At 44.5% G+C, this 14854-nt stretch carries 18 protein-coding genes; 11 read left to right on the top strand and 7 right to left on the bottom strand.

What is annotated here, in order from left to right; all coding sequences use genetic code 11:
• Positions 1-252 precede the first annotated feature (252 nt).
• Positions 253-603: a MarR family winged helix-turn-helix transcriptional regulator gene (locus tag Q0V21_RS00255; RefSeq protein WP_301877028.1), complete on the bottom strand. Its 351-nt coding sequence runs from the start codon at positions 601-603 to the stop codon at positions 253-255.
• A gap of 46 nt (positions 604-649) precedes the next feature.
• On the opposite strand from Q0V21_RS00255, the gene Q0V21_RS00250 reads away from it, so the two are divergent.
• The 7 genes from Q0V21_RS00250 (at position 650) to Q0V21_RS00220 (ending at position 4374) form a co-directional block, all read left to right on the top strand.
• A complete protein-coding gene (locus Q0V21_RS00250) occupies positions 650-1186 on the top strand; it encodes an SDR family NAD(P)-dependent oxidoreductase (RefSeq protein WP_079345239.1) in 537 nt (178 codons plus the stop codon).
• A 155-nt stretch (positions 1187-1341) separates the two neighbouring features.
• Positions 1342-1803 carry a Rossmann-fold NAD(P)-binding domain-containing protein gene (locus Q0V21_RS00245; protein ID WP_301877027.1) on the top strand — a complete coding sequence of 154 codons (462 nt, stop codon included), beginning with the start codon at positions 1342-1344 and terminating at the stop codon, positions 1801-1803.
• A gap of 238 nt (positions 1804-2041) precedes the next feature.
• Positions 2042-2287, top strand: a complete 246-nt coding sequence (locus Q0V21_RS00240) for a spore gernimation protein GerQ (RefSeq protein ID WP_301877026.1) — start codon at positions 2042-2044, stop codon at positions 2285-2287.
• Positions 2288-2300: 13 nt separating this feature from the next.
• On the top strand, positions 2301-2687 hold the full coding sequence (locus tag Q0V21_RS00235) for a spore coat protein (RefSeq protein ID WP_006210206.1): 387 nt from the start codon (positions 2301-2303) through the stop codon (positions 2685-2687).
• Positions 2687-3823 (top strand): zinc-dependent alcohol dehydrogenase, encoded by a 1137-nt coding sequence (locus Q0V21_RS00230; RefSeq protein ID WP_301878373.1) that lies wholly within the window; start codon positions 2687-2689, stop codon positions 3821-3823. The genes Q0V21_RS00235 and Q0V21_RS00230 overlap by 1 nt, the downstream gene beginning before the upstream one ends.
• A 33-nt stretch (positions 3824-3856) precedes the next feature.
• On the top strand, positions 3857-4066 hold the full coding sequence (locus tag Q0V21_RS00225; protein ID WP_079345243.1) for a hypothetical protein: 210 nt from the start codon (positions 3857-3859) through the stop codon (positions 4064-4066).
• Positions 4063-4374: a spore coat protein gene (locus Q0V21_RS00220; protein ID WP_079345245.1), complete on the top strand. Its 312-nt coding sequence runs from the start codon at positions 4063-4065 to the stop codon at positions 4372-4374. Before Q0V21_RS00225 ends, Q0V21_RS00220 begins: the two co-directional genes overlap by 4 nt.
• Positions 4375-4604: 230 nt before the next feature.
• Here the strand turns inward: Q0V21_RS00220 and Q0V21_RS00215 are convergent, their stop codons facing one another.
• Positions 4605-5006, bottom strand: a complete 402-nt coding sequence (locus Q0V21_RS00215; protein ID WP_079345247.1) for a VOC family protein — start codon at positions 5004-5006, stop codon at positions 4605-4607.
• A 302-nt stretch (positions 5007-5308) separates the two neighbouring features.
• Between Q0V21_RS00215 and Q0V21_RS00210 the strand changes: the two genes are divergently transcribed.
• A complete protein-coding gene (locus Q0V21_RS00210; RefSeq protein WP_079345249.1) occupies positions 5309-5920 on the top strand; it encodes a GNAT family N-acetyltransferase in 612 nt (203 codons plus the stop codon).
• Between the two features lie 421 nt (positions 5921-6341).
• The gene (locus tag Q0V21_RS00205; protein WP_443146392.1) at positions 6342-7508 is read left to right on the top strand and encodes a chromate transporter; all 1167 of its coding nucleotides are present in this window, start codon (positions 6342-6344) and stop codon (positions 7506-7508) included.
• On the opposite strand, the gene Q0V21_RS00200 is transcribed toward Q0V21_RS00205, so the two are convergent.
• From Q0V21_RS00200 to Q0V21_RS00180, 5 genes are all read right to left on the bottom strand, one after another.
• Positions 7505-7696 (bottom strand): SDR family oxidoreductase, encoded by a 192-nt coding sequence (locus tag Q0V21_RS00200; RefSeq protein ID WP_443146393.1) that lies wholly within the window; start codon positions 7694-7696, stop codon positions 7505-7507. The genes Q0V21_RS00205 and Q0V21_RS00200 overlap by 4 nt on opposite strands.
• A 150-nt stretch (positions 7697-7846) precedes the next feature.
• Positions 7847-8416 (bottom strand): alpha/beta hydrolase, encoded by a 570-nt coding sequence (locus Q0V21_RS00195; protein WP_301877023.1) that lies wholly within the window; start codon positions 8414-8416, stop codon positions 7847-7849.
• Complete coding sequence (locus Q0V21_RS00190; protein WP_301877022.1) at positions 8392-8676, bottom strand: alpha/beta hydrolase-fold protein; 285 nt, start codon at positions 8674-8676, stop codon at positions 8392-8394. The genes Q0V21_RS00195 and Q0V21_RS00190 overlap by 25 nt, the downstream gene beginning before the upstream one ends.
• A 233-nt stretch (positions 8677-8909) precedes the next feature.
• Complete coding sequence (locus Q0V21_RS00185; protein WP_301877021.1) at positions 8910-10190, bottom strand: glycoside hydrolase family 27 protein; 1281 nt, start codon at positions 10188-10190, stop codon at positions 8910-8912.
• A gap of 109 nt (positions 10191-10299) precedes the next feature.
• Positions 10300-11181, bottom strand: a complete 882-nt coding sequence (locus tag Q0V21_RS00180) for an AraC family transcriptional regulator (RefSeq protein ID WP_079345256.1) — start codon at positions 11179-11181, stop codon at positions 10300-10302.
• A 246-nt stretch (positions 11182-11427) separates the two neighbouring features.
• Between Q0V21_RS00180 and Q0V21_RS00175 the strand changes: the two genes are divergently transcribed.
• Both Q0V21_RS00175 and Q0V21_RS00170 read left to right on the top strand, forming a co-directional pair.
• The gene (locus Q0V21_RS00175) at positions 11428-13053 is read left to right on the top strand and encodes a helix-turn-helix domain-containing protein (RefSeq protein WP_301877020.1); all 1626 of its coding nucleotides are present in this window, start codon (positions 11428-11430) and stop codon (positions 13051-13053) included.
• Positions 13054-13075: 22 nt separating this feature from the next.
• The gene (locus Q0V21_RS00170) at positions 13076-14821 is read left to right on the top strand and encodes a cache domain-containing sensor histidine kinase (RefSeq protein ID WP_301877018.1); all 1746 of its coding nucleotides are present in this window, start codon (positions 13076-13078) and stop codon (positions 14819-14821) included.
• The last annotated feature ends 33 nt before the right edge of the window (positions 14822-14854 follow it).

Here is a 14854-nt window from a genome sequence, read left to right as displayed (position 1 = left end):
TCCTCGTAAAATTAAATAATATCAATCGATATAATTTAATTGTAGAGATCAAATCCTGAATTTTTATTAATTCATTCTTACAAAAAGCTTACATTTGTACGAGTGAAGGAAGACGGACTGCGAGAAATGGCAAAAAACTCAACCGGGTAGGGGATAAGACGTAGCCCTTTCCGTTGAGTTTTTTTCTGATAGATGCGATTTTTTCCGTGAGTTGTGGCTCGTGGTCAAGGTAGCGGAGATTCAAAAAAGACGCTAAGACCTTGTGTTTGTCCTTTCCGCCAGATTCTTAATCAACTCAATATCTTGGTCGGTTAATTGTACAAAAAAATGTTTGCGTATTGCTTTGGAGAGGTAGGGACGGGCATCATCCAACTTCGATTTTCCAGCGGGAGTAATCATGACTTGAATTCCGCGATCGGTGTCTAGTGGTTTCCTCATCACTAGTCCTCGTTTTTCCATCCGCGTCAGATGATGAGATAATCGACTCTTATCCCAGTCCATAGAGTCGGCTAATTCCTGTTGGCGAAGGTTACCGTTGCCAAAAAGGATTAATCGATCCAATACTCCAAAATCACCTTCTGATAGTCCTGTCTGATCAGACATGTCTTTGACTACACGACCGAAGATGGTCTGAAAAGAACCTTTCCACATATGCGAATTTGGTCGTCTCGATGTACTTGTAAACAATGCGGGTATCTCACACGCAGGTAAACCGGATAATCCGTTTCCAAGTGGTGGTGCGACGAGCGGTCTATTGACCGTTGCTTCGCTCGAAGACATTCGTGCAGTTTATGAAACTAATGTTTTTGGTGTCATTGCTGTCACCCAGGCCATGTTGCCACTTTTGCGTGAGGCTCCGACAGCTCGCATCGTCAATCTGGGCAGCACCGGTGGCTCCCTTAGTTGGAATTCCATTCCCGAAAATACACATCGTGCGATGTTTGGGGCCTATTCGGCATCAAAATCAGCTGTTCATGCGGTGACACTTGCCTTTGCCTTTGCGCTTGAATCGACAAATATCAAGGTCAATGCGGCATGTCCGGGCTTTACATCGACTGCGCTCAATAATTTTGCTGGTACTCGTAGTGTTGAACAAGGGGCTCGTGAAGCAGTCCGGCTTGCGATGATTGGAGCGGATGGTCCAACTGGAACGTTCTCAGATGAGGATGGACCCGTTGCGTGGTAATTATAGTTCATTAATAGTCAACAGCTAAAGGAGGATTTCATCATGCGTGTTTTCGTAACAGGAGCAACAGGTTATATCGTAAGCCGTTTGTGATTACCACGCACGCCAATGGATTGGCAGCAGAAAACGTAGTATTATCGTTGGCGGAGCGAGAGGTGCGAACATCCATTGTAGAGCTATGTCCTTCGGTACACGGTGAGGGTGACACCGGATTTGTGCCGAGACTAATCGATATTGCTAGAACAAAAGGCTTTGCAGCCTATGTGGGAGAGGGAACCAACCGCTGGCCAGCTGTGCACAGCCTGGATGCCGCACATCTATACCGCCTTGCGTTAGAAAAAGCACCCGCTGGTTCACGACTAGATGGGGTGGCAGATGAAGGAGTGCCATTTCGCGACATCGCAAGTGTTATTGGTAAACACCTGAACGTGCCTATAGTCAGTATTTCCCGTGAAGAAGCTGATGCCCACTTCGGTTTCCTCAGTACACTTGCAGCGCTCGATATTCCAAGATCAAGCCTGGCTACTCAACAACTTCTGGGGTGGAGGCCTGTGCAACCTGCACTGATCCCCGACCTCGGACAGTCTCACTATTATGCTCCCGTACAACCTAGCTAAAATACGGGAACACTTCAACGAGGCAGCCGATCCAAACGGATCGGTTGCCTCGTTTTTTTTGTATTAGAAAGGGGCAGTGCGATGAAATTAACTCCTATTGAGTGTTTTCTTTTTTTTTTGATGTCTATAATTGGAATATTTTGATATGCGGTATAGGGGGAGAAGCCCGAATCAAGCTTTATGCAGAGGGATAACCTAATTTTACATCCGTGTTCAATGAAGGAGGTGCAAGTCAAACGTGAAAGATATTTCACTCGCCCCGCATGAATCCCTAGATCTCCATGAAGTGCTGAATTTCAAGACGCTCTGTGCGGCAAAGTCCAAGCTGATGCAGGGGGTCGTTTTCGACCAGGAATTGAAGATGCTCATGCAAAAAGACGTAGAACAATCCACGGTGGATATCAGTGAGCTGACAGCGCTCTATCAAAGAGCGCCATTCCAGTCTCCGGTTCCCGAAAGCAAACCTACTCCCATTCTAAATTAAAGGTGATGACCTGATGAACAGCGATTATTTAGATCCGATCAATTCGCTTAACATGCCTGAAATGGCCGACATGACATTCGCCATGGATTTTCTGCTTCGAGCCAAGGAAGGGGTACGGAACACCGCCGTTGCCCTGACCGAAACCGTATCGTCCGATGCAAGAGAACTGCTCAAAAAGCAGTTAAAACAGGGCATTGCCCTTCACCAGGAAATTACTGAGCTCATGATTCGAAAAAAATGGTTTCATCCATATGAGCTGAACGAACAATATCAGCTGGACCAGCTTTCCGCCAAAAATACGGCCATGATTGCCGGAATGAACCTGTTTCCGGGAGATACGTCGCGCAAAGGGATGTTTGACAGGACGCCGGATGAGCATAAGGGGGAAAGCCAGGCATGATGAAAGCAGTGACGTACCAAGGAGTCAAAAACGTTGTCGTCAAAGACGTCCCTGATCCGAAAATCCAAAAGCCGGACGACATGATCGTCAAGCTGACCAGCACCGCCATTTGCGGCTCCGATTTACACCTGATTCACGGCATGATTCCCAATCTGCAGGAGGATTACGTCATCGGGCATGAGCCGATGGGGATCGTAGAGGAAGTCGGACCCGGAGTCACTAAGCTGAAAAAAGGGGACCGTGTCATTATCCCGTTCAATATTGCTTGTGGTGAATGCTTTTACTGTAAAAATCAACTGGAGAGCCAGTGCGACAATTCTAATGATAACGGAGATATGGGAGCATATTTCGGTTACTCGGGAACGACCGGTGGGTTTCCTGGCGGGCAGGCCGAATACTTGCGGGTTCCGTTTGCCAATTTTACGCATTTTAAAATTCCTGAAAGCAATGAGCAGCCGGATGAAAGCCTTGCTTTGATCGCCGATGCGATGACAACCGCTTTTTGGAGCGTTGATAATGCGGGCGTGAAACAGGGCGATACGGTGATCGTGCTTGGCTGCGGTCCGGTTGGACTGCTTGCTCAGAAGTTTTGCTGGTTTAAAGGGGCGAAGCGGGTTATCGCTGTCGATTATGTAGATTACCGGCTGCAGCATGCCAAAAAGAATAATAACGTCGAAACCGTCAATTTTGAGCATCATGAAAATGTCGGTAGCTACCTGAAGGAAATTACAAAGGGTGGAGCGGATGTGGTCATCGATGCGGTGGGCATGGACGGAAAGATGAGCGATCTCGAATTCCTGGTGAGCGGTCTGAAGCTGCAAGGCGGAACCATGAGCGCGATAATTATTGCTTCCCAAGCGGTTCGCAAGGGCGGAACCATTCAAATTACCGGCGTATACGGCGGCCGTTACAACGGATTTCCGCTGGGCGATATCATGGAGCGCAATGTAGCCATTCGCTCCGGACAAGCACCGGTTATTCATTATATGCCCTACATGTATGAACTGGTGACAACAGGGAAGGTCAACGTGGCCGATATCATCACGCATGTGATTCCGCTGAGTGAGGCCAAACGCGGCTATGAAATGTTTGATACGAAGACAGATAACTGCATTAAAGTTATTTTAAAGCCGTAAAGAGCTTGATTAAACAAGGGAGTGAAGTTCTAGATGAACCCAACGTATGCGATGCATGAAGCCTTGGAGGTGCATGAGATTGCTGCCTTCAAGACGGTCTGCATGACGAAGTCCAAAACGATGCAGGCGCTGGTCACGGACCCCGAGCTGAAGCTTATTCTCCAGCAGGATGCCGCCATGTCGTCTGATCAGCTGGCCGAGCTGTCCGCAATAATGACCAAAGGAATGGAGACACTGCAATGAATCCTGTACTGGAATACATGACTGGCATGAACAAAATGACAGATGATGTGATCGCCATGGACTTTCTGGCCACGGCCAAGAGCGGCGTCCGGAATTTGGCGATGGCCGTAACGGAATGCGTCACACCGGAAATCAAGGGTGTTCTGGAACGCCAATTGGAACAGGCAATCGATACGCATGAAAAGATCAGCAAATATGCGATTGCCAAGGGACTGTATCATCCCTTCAACGTGCAGGAACAGTTCCGCGTCGATCTACAGCAGATCGAAACGGCGCAGAGCATACCCTCACCATCACCAACACAATAGTATCGAGCACACACTTACAAATAACCGCACCTAATTTAGCAGAGAGCCGGCTGTAGCCATACAGCCGGTTTTTTTATGGTGAAGTAGCTACCTTTATAAAAATGTGATTCAATAAACTGCTTAAGTTCTTTAACCCGCGAATTTTTCCTTTCAAGCAACGATCTTGATTGGAATGACAGATATGAGATTACAGGGGATGTAAAAAAACGCCGGTCATCGGCGTTTTCATATTAGTGTTTCGGCATTTTGCTCTCATCCATGTACAGCAGGTTCCAGCGATGCCCGTCCAGGTCGGTAAATCCTGCGCCGTACATCCATCCGTCCATTTCGCTTGGCTTGCCAAAGATGTTTCCTCCGGCAGACTCTACTTTTTGAATAAAAGTATCTACTTCTTCTCTGCTTTCAGCACCAATGGAAAATATTACTTCTGCGCTTTGGGAAGTATCTGCGATTTTTGAACCTGTAAACTTCTCAAACGCCGCATCCGGGAACAGCAGAATCGTTGTTTGGCCTACGACAAGCTTGGCTCTCTCGTTACCCACGCTCACCGCATGGAATCCAATCTCATTGAAAAAGACAGTGGATCTCTCAACATCTTTGACTGGCAGGTTAATCCAGATCTCCTGGGACATGGCTGTAGCCTCCTGAAATATATTTTCAACTTACTCTTACTATACTTTACTTCTGGCAGTAGAAGCGATCCTTATAAATGAAACCGCAAGGTATCACATTCCTGTTAGGTAATTACCTTTTGCATGAAAAGCCTTAATGATTAAGTCTTTTTTTGTACACTTTTATCTATCATTGCTTGACGGTTCATTTAAAAATGAAGTACTGTATAATTAATTGATAGTAAAATCTATCAAATAATAAACGATAATTATATTTTTTGATATAACAGGATTAAATATTTAGTGACAGGAGTAGTGATTATATGACTAATATTTCTATTGTAAATGGAACCCCTCATTCTCTTGTGGGATCTAAACTAAATCTAATGGCGCTTGGGGATATAGCAAATACGATCGCTGGTTCGACAAATCAAAGCATCGTAGGTGCTACCTTCCATAAACTCTGGCAGTCTAAGAACAATCGATTCAGTCATGAATATGCGTATGAAGCAAAAGTGGGAGATAAAACGCTTGGAATGATTACGTGTTTGCCTGTTACCGTTATGGAGAGATTGGTCTCAGCTACGGTGAAACAACTCTTGTCATACAGAAAACTAGGCTTAATTACTTACAACCTATTGCACCCAAGAGCATTATTTTCCAATATAACACTGAAAGAAGGATTTGAAGGGGAGTTTCATATTGCAACACTTGCAGCAATGCCCGAAAGCAGAGGAATGGGCGTCGGCTCCAAACTCATTCGTTATGCGGAAGAGCAGGCTATTAAACAAGGCTATAACGTAAGTTCACTGACAGTTAAAAAAGAAAATCATCAGGCGGGAAAATTGTATGCCAGACTCGGGTATGAAATTACATCGGAAGTGAATAAACCGACGATGTCGTTGTACAGAATGGTAAAAAAACTAAAGTATTAATTAGGTTCGTGGTTAAACTTTTCAAACATATTTTTATTGGACCTAATAATGTGAAGTGTCGAGAGACACGAAGATAGTTCCGTTAAAAGTCGCTAACTTAGCGGCTTTTTCGTATTATCAGGTTAGCCAGTAATTACTGGTTAACCTGATAATACGAAATCAGCTAATGCTTGTTTTCAAGCATCTTAGGTTGGATGGATGAGTTTCTTTACATAAGTAATGTCCTCCACGAAATACTTATCTGGATAGCATGTAATATTGTAAAGTTTCTGTAAATGTGGTTTTAGGCATCGTTTTATGTGTTACCATCTGTTTTAGATAATCAAAATTGAATGACGAAAAATCAAAGATTAAATAACAATCCTTTAGAATGGAAGGAGAAAAGTAATTGGATGAAGCAATAATGAAAGAAAAAAATTTAATGAAGTCATTACTCGAAATATTAAGGGTATCGACTAGATTAGGCTTTACCTCATTTGGTGGGCCAATTGCCCATCTGGGATATTTTCATGACGAGTATATTCGAAGAAGGAAGTGGATGGACGAAAAAAGTTATGCTGACTTGGTCGCTTTATGTCAATTCTTACCGGGTCCTGCGAGTAGTCAAGTAGGGATTGGTATAGGTGTCATGCGTGCTGGAGTATTAGGTGGTATTGTTTCGTTTCTTGGTTTTACATTACCTTCAGTACTTGCCCTCATTATTTTTGCATTGATTCTCCAAGGAGTAGATGTAAGTGATGCAGGTTGGATACATGGCTTGAAACTTGTTGCTGTCGCCGTTGTTGCACATGCTGTTATAGGGATGGCTCAAAAACTAACACCGGATTTAAAACGAAAAGCAATTGCCTTGTTAGCATTAGTGATTACATTATTGTGGCAAACAGCCTACAGTCAGGTAGGAGTTATTCTTTTATCAGCAATTATTGGTTTCCTAATATATAGACACCAGAAAGACGAATCTGATGGGAAAGTTAGTTTTCCAGTAACCCGTGGATTTGCAATAGGTTGTTTAGTGTTATTTTTTGGTTTATTAATTCTTCTTCCAATACTAAGAGAAGTGACTTCTGTTCACTGGATTGCAATGTTTGACAGTTTCTATCGTTCGGGATCCCTTGTGTTTGGAGGAGGGCACGTCGTTTTACCTTTGCTTGAAAAAGAATTTGTACCCACCGGCTGGTTGAGTGAAGAAGAGTTTCTTGCCGGATATGGGGCAGCCCAAGCGGTTCCGGGACCCTTATTTACCTTTGCAGCCTACCTAGGTACGGTGATGAATGGGTGGGTTGGAGGTTTATTAGCAACAGTTGCTATATTTTTACCTGCATTTTTATTGATTATAGGAACACTTCCTTTTTGGGATAGCCTGCGTCGCAATCCAAAGGTCAAAGGTGCGTTAATGGGAGTAAATGCAGCAGTAGTTGGTATTCTAATTTCTGCTTTTTATCAGCCGATTTGGACTAGTTCTATCTTGGCACCCATTGACTTTGCTTTTGCAGCTATACTGTTTAGTATGTTGGTTTATTGGAAGTTGCCACCTTGGGTTACTGTTGTAACAGGTGCCCTTGGAGGAACCCTAATGTCACTCATTTAAAATGATTTATAAACGATTGCACTGACAACGGCTTTCGGCCGTAATCCTAGCCCGTCTCTAACCGAAGCTAGCTGATCCTTTATTTTCTGATTGGGTATCCCATCGATAAAGTTGGTCTGCACAACACCTGGCGAAATGGTCGTAACGCGTATATGATCGCCGGCTTCCTGCCGGAGACCCTCAGAAATTGCGCGTACAGCAAACTTGGAAACGGAATAAACAGCCTAGAAATGAAGAAAGAACAGAACTAGAACGATTCGGTAAGAAAGCTTCAAGAATGGTGGAGTGTTATTGTTCATTTACTGGATGGAGGTTTTTTATGTATATCGGTCCTATGACTATAGCAGCCATCGATGCACTTCAGGAAACAGCATGCCCCACATGGATTCGTGATGTGTACCATCTGGAATAACGTCAACTCGAATCTGCTTCTCAGAAACCCCTGATGCGATTAAGGTCTGGTGGGTCAATGCGACGTGCTCACAGGCAACCCGATTAAAGTCGGGATTGTCCGTTTCCAGTTCTCCAATGCTTAGATAGACGCGAAGCGCAGGAGAGAGATTCGACTCTTGAATCAATTGGATGATCCCGCCATTGTCGTGCCACATGACAAAGGAAAACCCGCCCACACGGCCAAACTGATCCGGATAGCGAATAGCCGTATACAACGACACGTAAGCACCGAATGAACTTCCCGCAATGATGGTGTGCTCTGCTTCAGCAAGCGTACGGTAGTGGCTGTCGATATAGGGTTTGAGTGTCTGCGCCAGGAAATCCGCATATGCCTCACCTTTGCCCCCGAAATTGTACTCCGTATTCATCGTAAAGTTATATTCATGATTTCGGGCGTTACCCCCATGATCGATAGCGACCACAATCACCTCTAGTGCTGGATTCTCCAGTGCCATCTGTTCCAGTGTCTCGTCGACATCCCACTCGCGTCCCCAGACGTCGCTTCATCAAACATGTTCTGTCCATCTTGCATGTAGTATACCGGGTAGCTGCGATTGCTTTCGTTATAACTCTTAGGTAAATAAATCCAAACTCTACGCTCCGTCTGCAATTGTGGAATCGGGAATGACTCGTAAATCTTCACATTGCCCGTGATGGTGTGAGTGGCTTCGTCTGTAAAAACTTCTCGCCAAGGTACAGGACTGTTATTCATCATGAAGCCTCCTAAGTCTATGTATTAACTAAAATCTTAACGCGCTGCTCCTATGAATGCAATGAACATTCTATTCTCCATAACTGCAGAAGTTCTAGCAGAAAACAGACACCGCTGACGGCTGTCAGCGGTTATTTTTTACATCTGGAAAGAAAAACTCCGGTCCAAAAAAACGATAGAGTATTTCTTTTCGCTTGCAAGACTAGCTCCGGTTACGTTTTGGGCCATGCTCGGAATTAATAAAATTGATAGAGTCGTACACCATGGGGTGGCACAGTGGCACGGAGCGAATTTTCTATAAATTCAGCAGGCACTCTGCTCCAAAGTTCAGTACCTTCAGTAATGTCGGACAGGCCGATTTCCGCAAAGTTCATTTCCAGTTGAAGCGGGTTTTCACTAATATTAAACACAGCGACATAAGAGGAACCTTCAGCGTTTTGAGCTGTCCATACAATAAGATCCTCTTTCCGCAACGCTTCTCTGGCTCCATAACTCTCTCGGTGCATACGAAGAACCTCACGGTTGGTCAGCAGTGACAGTGTCCAGTCGTCATTGTCCCGCAGTTCACCACCGAAGATGAGCGGGGAACGGAAAATACTCCACAGTGACATCATAGTCAACTGTTCATCAGGCGTGAATCGGGTCCAACGATCTGCTCCACCGCCATCTACAGAACGAATCCCAATATGCCCCAGAGGAAGCATATCACAGTCCGGCCAGCATCCTGCCTGGGGGACGCCCTGCCATGTCCGGCAGCGGTCGAACATATCCAGCAACAGCGGCCAAAGATCCCAGAAGTCATCTGTAACTCGCCACATATTGGCATGTTCAGCAAAAAAATCCGAGTGTTCTACCGGGGCTGGTCCTGGAGAAAGACTCAGTACCATAGGGCGGCCGGAACGCTCAATCGCTTTGGAGATCATTTCAATCTCCGGTTGATGAGTTGCGTATAGTCTGGAAGCGGCAATGTCGTCCACCTTCACCAGATCAACGCCCCATTGAGCGTAAAGTTCAAAGAGAGAATTGTAATAAGCCTGTGCTCCTTCTTTTGAAGAATCCACACCGTACATATCCGTATTCCATGGACAGATAGAGTTCGTATGAGCAATTTCGCGTGCAGTTGCTGTAGAGCCCAGGATTGGGGTAGCAGCGTGGACAGCTTGACGCGGAATGCCGCGCATGATATGAATGCCAAATTGAAGTCCTAGGCTATGTACGTAATCAGCTAATGGCTTAAACCCTTTTCCACCTGCAGCAGAAGGAAACCGGTTCTCCGCAGGCAAAAGACGGGAATATTCATCCATTATCAGCGGAACGAATGGACGGTATTGCGAAGAATTTGCATGGGGTTCGCACCATTGAATATCGACAGTGATGTAGCTCCAGCCAAAGTCTTTGAGATGTTCTGCCATATATTCCGCGTTGCCACGGATTTCCTCTTCGGTTACAGCCGCGCCATAGCAATCCCAACTGTTCCAGCCAAGAGGCGGTGTTGATGCCGCAAGTATATGCTTCATGGTAATACTCCTTTACTGATTAATTATTGCTCTTACTAATTTCATCATAGTATAGGAGTTTATTAATAATCCACAGTAATCTTGAAGGACCAATAGCACAATATTGCGGTTAGTCGAAGAACAGTTTACGATAAGCAAGACTTTCTCCGCCACTTCGGAATTCACCCGGTGTAAGACCGGTTAAGTTACGGAATGCTTTGATAAAATAGCTTCCGCTGGAGTAACCAACGCGTTCGGCGATAGATTCAACACTAAGGGGCGTCCCGCGAAGCAGTTCCATAGCCTTTTCGATCCGTATGCGAGTTAGATAAGCTCCTGGTGTCAAGCCCATGCTGGATGAGAAGCGACGTATAAAGTGATATTTGGATAGGGAAACGTGCTCAGAAAGTTGATCCATGCTGATCATCCTGGAATAATTTTGCTCTATAAATTCGGCTGCACGTTGTATATTCTCCGACCAGTTCTCCCTGTTCCGTAGGTTGGTTTTCTGTAATCTGACCAGTTCTGTCATGAACTGATAGACGCAAGATGAAGCGATCAGAGGATCTGTGATCCTGCCTGCTGCCGCATCAGCCACAATCATCCGCAGCAATCGGACTGGTGCACCATCAATGGGAAGATAGGGGACTTCTCCTGCTTCACGAAGGTACTTTTGCCAATGGGGCAGAATCAGATTGGGGCGAAATAGCAGGAACAGGAATTCCCACGGCTCTTTCGATTTTGAGTGATAATAATAGCGGTGCGGGCCTGGAATTTCGGCCAAAAAAGCTTGTCCTGTGGTGACACGGTGAATTTCACCTTTCGACTCAAATACACCTTCGCCAGAGGTCGTGTACTGGAATAACAGAAGTGGGCCATCCGTACGCTCCAATCCATCCCAGCGATAAGAAGGATCGGTTATAGAATCACATCCGGCTGCAAACAAAACACACAGCTGGAGCTCTTTATCTTCGGCAAACCGAAACCCGTATGTACCTTTGGGAATGTTCATAGACGTCCTCCTGGCCGTAGTAAATATGAATAGTGGTCAAGTTATGTATAATCTAAACTTAAAATTAAAGGGTGTTCTTTGAAGCCGTTCTCTATTAATATTGTATAAAACTTAGGAATTAGTTTTTATTATATGAAATATTAGCAGCTTGCTCAATGAATTGAGAGACGGAAACAAGCCAGATTTGTTTAGGGTAACGTGGGAAGGATAAGAACAAGTATACGACTAACTAAATCGGGGGATTTCATGTACAAACTGATGATCGTAGATGATGAATTACTCATGCGTGTTGGAATTCGTTCCATGCTGAATTGGGAAGAGCACAATTTCTATGTTGTTGGTGAAGCGGGGAATGGAAAAGAGGCATTGGAGCTTGCGCTTGAAGTGACTCCCGATCTAATCATTACGGATATTAAGATGCCGATTATGGATGGGCTGCAGCTTATACAAGAGTCCTCCGGGGTACTGAAAACCTGTAAGTATGTCATCCTAAGTAATTTTGACGAATTTGATTATGTGAAAACAGCACTAAAACTAGGCGCCACTGACTACTTGATTAAAAGCGAGATTACAGAAACCTCCCTTATCGAACTCTTGACTACCATTGAACAGAAACTGCAAAGCGAACATGTTAACCCGACAAACATCCCCACTATGGCACAAGATTACTCGAAGAGCCTGAGGCATCTAAAGGATAGCTTCTTTCAAGATGTTGTAAGCGGATTCATAAATGAAAAGGACATCGTCACCAAAGCTGAGGAGCTGCATTTTCGTATAAGATCGGATCAGCTGGTTGTTATCAAGTTCATTGTGAACTATTACGAAGATGCGAAGAGGAAGTATGTGGAGAAGGGGGAGAAACTACTCCGATTTTCTATTCTTAATATTATGGAAGAAATCATTCCATCGAAATGGGAGAAAGAAATTTTCGTTGAGAATTCGTCTGAGTATTGGGTTATAGTCAATGTACTTCCTGAGAGTAAATCTGTGCATGCGGACTTAAATAAACTATGTAATAAGCTTCTGTCTTCAATCAGGGATTTTATGAACCTGTCGCTTACAGCGGGTGTAAGTACAATCGTTTCCGGTTTTCAATGTATTAGAAAGGCTTGCCAAGAAGCCGAGTCCGCCTTAAGACAGGGTTTCTTCACAGGCTGCAACCAGATCCTGTACTACGAGGATGTAATTCGGGCTCCAGCTCGGAAAGAAGTGAATGGGATGCTGAACTCGGAGCAGGAACGAGATTTTCTGAAATTATGGATAAGTAAAGACAACAAAAAGGCGGAGGATTTCCTTGAAGGAATTCGTTCTGAACTGGAGACGCTACGAGCGGATGAGAACAGTATTCGCAGGCAGTATATCATGGTGTTGGAAACAATACACTCCCATGTGTCACGGGCTACAGAAAGAGCCAAGCCTTCCTTTACCGAGAAATCTCCTTATGAAATCGTTCTGAAGGGTGAGTATTGGGAGGATATTCATCAAGATATCCTGGCTCATATTGCGTACTACTTTAAAACGGATTCTCAGTTTATGCAGGAGCTTACCTACACAGATCTGGCCACTGAGTTAATCGATAAATATTATGCCGAGGATATTTCGTTGCAAAGCATTGCTAGCCAAATTAATGTCAATCCCTCGTATCTCAGCCGATTGTTCAAGCAGGATAAGGGAGAGAATTTTATCTCTTACTTGACACGAGTTCGGATTGAACATGCGAAGGCCTACCTAATGAGCAGGGAATTGAGAGTATATGAAATTGCAGATAAAGTGGGTTATCATAACTACACCTATTTTAGCAAGATTTTCAAGAAAACGGTGGGCCACACTCCAGAGGAATATCGAGAACGACTGCAGCAGGGATCCATGTAATTCATGAATAGAGGTGCATCCTATGAGGCATACCCAACTCTTTCGAATCCAGTACAAAATCATGGTGATATGTATAACGGTCATTATACTTCCGGTATTTGTAATGACGATCAATTCGTATTACTCCTCTGAACGGTTATTGGCACAGAATTATACGAAGCTGCTCAGCGATCTGGCCAAGCAGACGAACATTCGCATTGACGAGTTTCTAAAAGAGATTGAAAAAATCTCGCTGCTGGCCAGCAATGGACTGAGCAACAACCTGTCTGCAACACATGAGGGAAGCTTTCCGATCCAGGATTTCCTCCGCGATGGTGATGAACAGCATGAGATTGCTGCATACAATATTCTGATGAATTATATCATGATGAAAGATCGCGTATTCTCCATCTACCTCTACAATTTGAACGGGGGACAAGATCTGTTTGTCAGTCCTAACCAACCTATTGACCCAAACTTTAAAGTAGCGAACGAATTATGGTTTAAAAAGTTCTTGCATGATGAAGATCGAACCATCACGTTGACAACCCGAATAGATGAGCAACTGGAGAATAAAATTCTGGCAGTCTCGCATGCTCGGAAAATTCATGATGTGTCTAGCGGGAAACTGCTTGGCGTGATCGTCGTCAGTATTGATATAAAATTTATTGAAATCGTCAATCGCAACTTACAGGAGGGGCTACGTTCCAGATTCATGATCATCGATGAGAATGACAAGATTGTATATAACGTGAATGACCGATTAATCGGCACGCTGTTCCGGGACAACGTTCGTCCACCTGAATCATTGAATGTCGTGGTGACCAATCCTCTTAGTCAGCAAAAATGGACAACTTATTTATACATGCCTTTGGATGAGCTGACTGCCGACGGCAAAATATTGGGTCGTAATCTGGTGACGCTGGCTATTGTTATAATTCTTTTTGCTGCCGTAATATCCATATTTCTATCTCATGTCATCACAACCCCCATTAAGAAGTTCCTGCGTAACATCGCTTTGGTCGAAAAGGGGCAGTTTGAACAAGTGCAGCATATTCGCTCACGAGACGAAATAGGCCACTTATCGATTCGATTTAACAAGATGTCGCATGAATTGAAGCGGATGGTCGAACGTATGCAGCAGGAAGAAATAGAAAAAGCCAAAGCTGAGATGCGAGCACTCCATGATCAGATCAAACCTCATTTTTTGTATAACACACTTGGATCGGTGAAATGGATTGCGTCCATGCAACAGGCTGACAAAATCGTGGAAATGACAGATGCACTCATCTCGATGCTTCGCTATGCGACAAGATCCGATGGAACCCTCGTTACGATTCGTGAGGAGATCGATAATATAGCGAATTACATAACGATACAGAATGTCAGGTACTATGATTGTATTCAGATGAGATATGAGATTGAGGATAGCCTGATGGATTATCGTATGCCCAAAATGATCCTTCAGCCCCTTGTAGAGAACGCGATTTTTCATGGTCTGGCCGAACTCGAGGAAGGCGGAGTCATTACCATTCGGATTCAACCGAAGGGCAGTGATATTACGATCGAAGTCCGCGATAATGGGGTTGGTATGGATCATCATATGATTCTGAACTTGAGGGAAGATAAGCTTGAAGCAGGCACCGGAACCACAGGAATCGGTCTGCATAATGTGCAGCGGCGCATTCAGCTTCATTTTGGCAAGCCCTATGGAATAGATGTAGATAGTCAGATTGGAGAAGGTACGGTCTTCACCATTCTGCTACCTGTTATATCTGATACAAAGTAGTATTGTGCTTGGGGTAACATGAGGTGAACACAC

The sequence above is a fragment of the Paenibacillus sp. 11B genome (genome assembly GCF_030487755.1).
Classification (GTDB): Bacteria; Bacillota; Bacilli; order Paenibacillales; family Paenibacillaceae; genus Paenibacillus; species Paenibacillus vandeheii.
Note: the sequence above shows the minus strand (reverse complement) of the source record. Positions and strands in the feature narration are given on the sequence as shown.

Excerpts from the sequence above, each read along its gene's own strand:
- Q0V21_RS00195 (WP_301877023.1), bottom strand. The coding sequence starts at position 8,416 with ATGGCACTGGAGAATCCAGCACTAGAGGTGATTGTGGTCGCTATCGAT.
- Q0V21_RS00220 (WP_079345245.1), top strand. The coding sequence starts at position 4,063 with ATGAATCCTGTACTGGAATACATGACTGGCATGAACAAAATGACAGAT.
- Q0V21_RS00170 (WP_301877018.1), top strand. The coding sequence starts at position 13,076 with ATGAGGCATACCCAACTCTTTCGAATCCAGTACAAAATCATGGTGATA.
- Q0V21_RS00235 (WP_006210206.1), top strand. The coding sequence starts at position 2,301 with ATGAACAGCGATTATTTAGATCCGATCAATTCGCTTAACATGCCTGAA.
- Q0V21_RS00225 (WP_079345243.1), top strand. The coding sequence starts at position 3,857 with ATGAACCCAACGTATGCGATGCATGAAGCCTTGGAGGTGCATGAGATT.
- Q0V21_RS00210 (WP_079345249.1), top strand. The coding sequence starts at position 5,309 with ATGACTAATATTTCTATTGTAAATGGAACCCCTCATTCTCTTGTGGGA.
- Q0V21_RS00215 (WP_079345247.1), bottom strand. The coding sequence starts at position 5,006 with ATGTCCCAGGAGATCTGGATTAACCTGCCAGTCAAAGATGTTGAGAGA.
- Q0V21_RS00185 (WP_301877021.1), bottom strand. The coding sequence starts at position 10,190 with ATGAAGCATATACTTGCGGCATCAACACCGCCTCTTGGCTGGAACAGT.
- Q0V21_RS00230 (WP_301878373.1), top strand. The coding sequence starts at position 2,687 with ATGAAAGCAGTGACGTACCAAGGAGTCAAAAACGTTGTCGTCAAAGAC.
- Q0V21_RS00190 (WP_301877022.1), bottom strand. The coding sequence starts at position 8,676 with ATGATGAATAACAGTCCTGTACCTTGGCGAGAAGTTTTTACAGACGAA.
- Q0V21_RS00205 (WP_443146392.1), top strand. The coding sequence starts at position 6,342 with ATGAAGTCATTACTCGAAATATTAAGGGTATCGACTAGATTAGGCTTT.
- Q0V21_RS00175 (WP_301877020.1), top strand. The coding sequence starts at position 11,428 with ATGTACAAACTGATGATCGTAGATGATGAATTACTCATGCGTGTTGGA.
- Q0V21_RS00255 (WP_301877028.1), bottom strand. The coding sequence starts at position 603 with ATGTCTGATCAGACAGGACTATCAGAAGGTGATTTTGGAGTATTGGAT.
- Q0V21_RS00180 (WP_079345256.1), bottom strand. The coding sequence starts at position 11,181 with ATGAACATTCCCAAAGGTACATACGGGTTTCGGTTTGCCGAAGATAAA.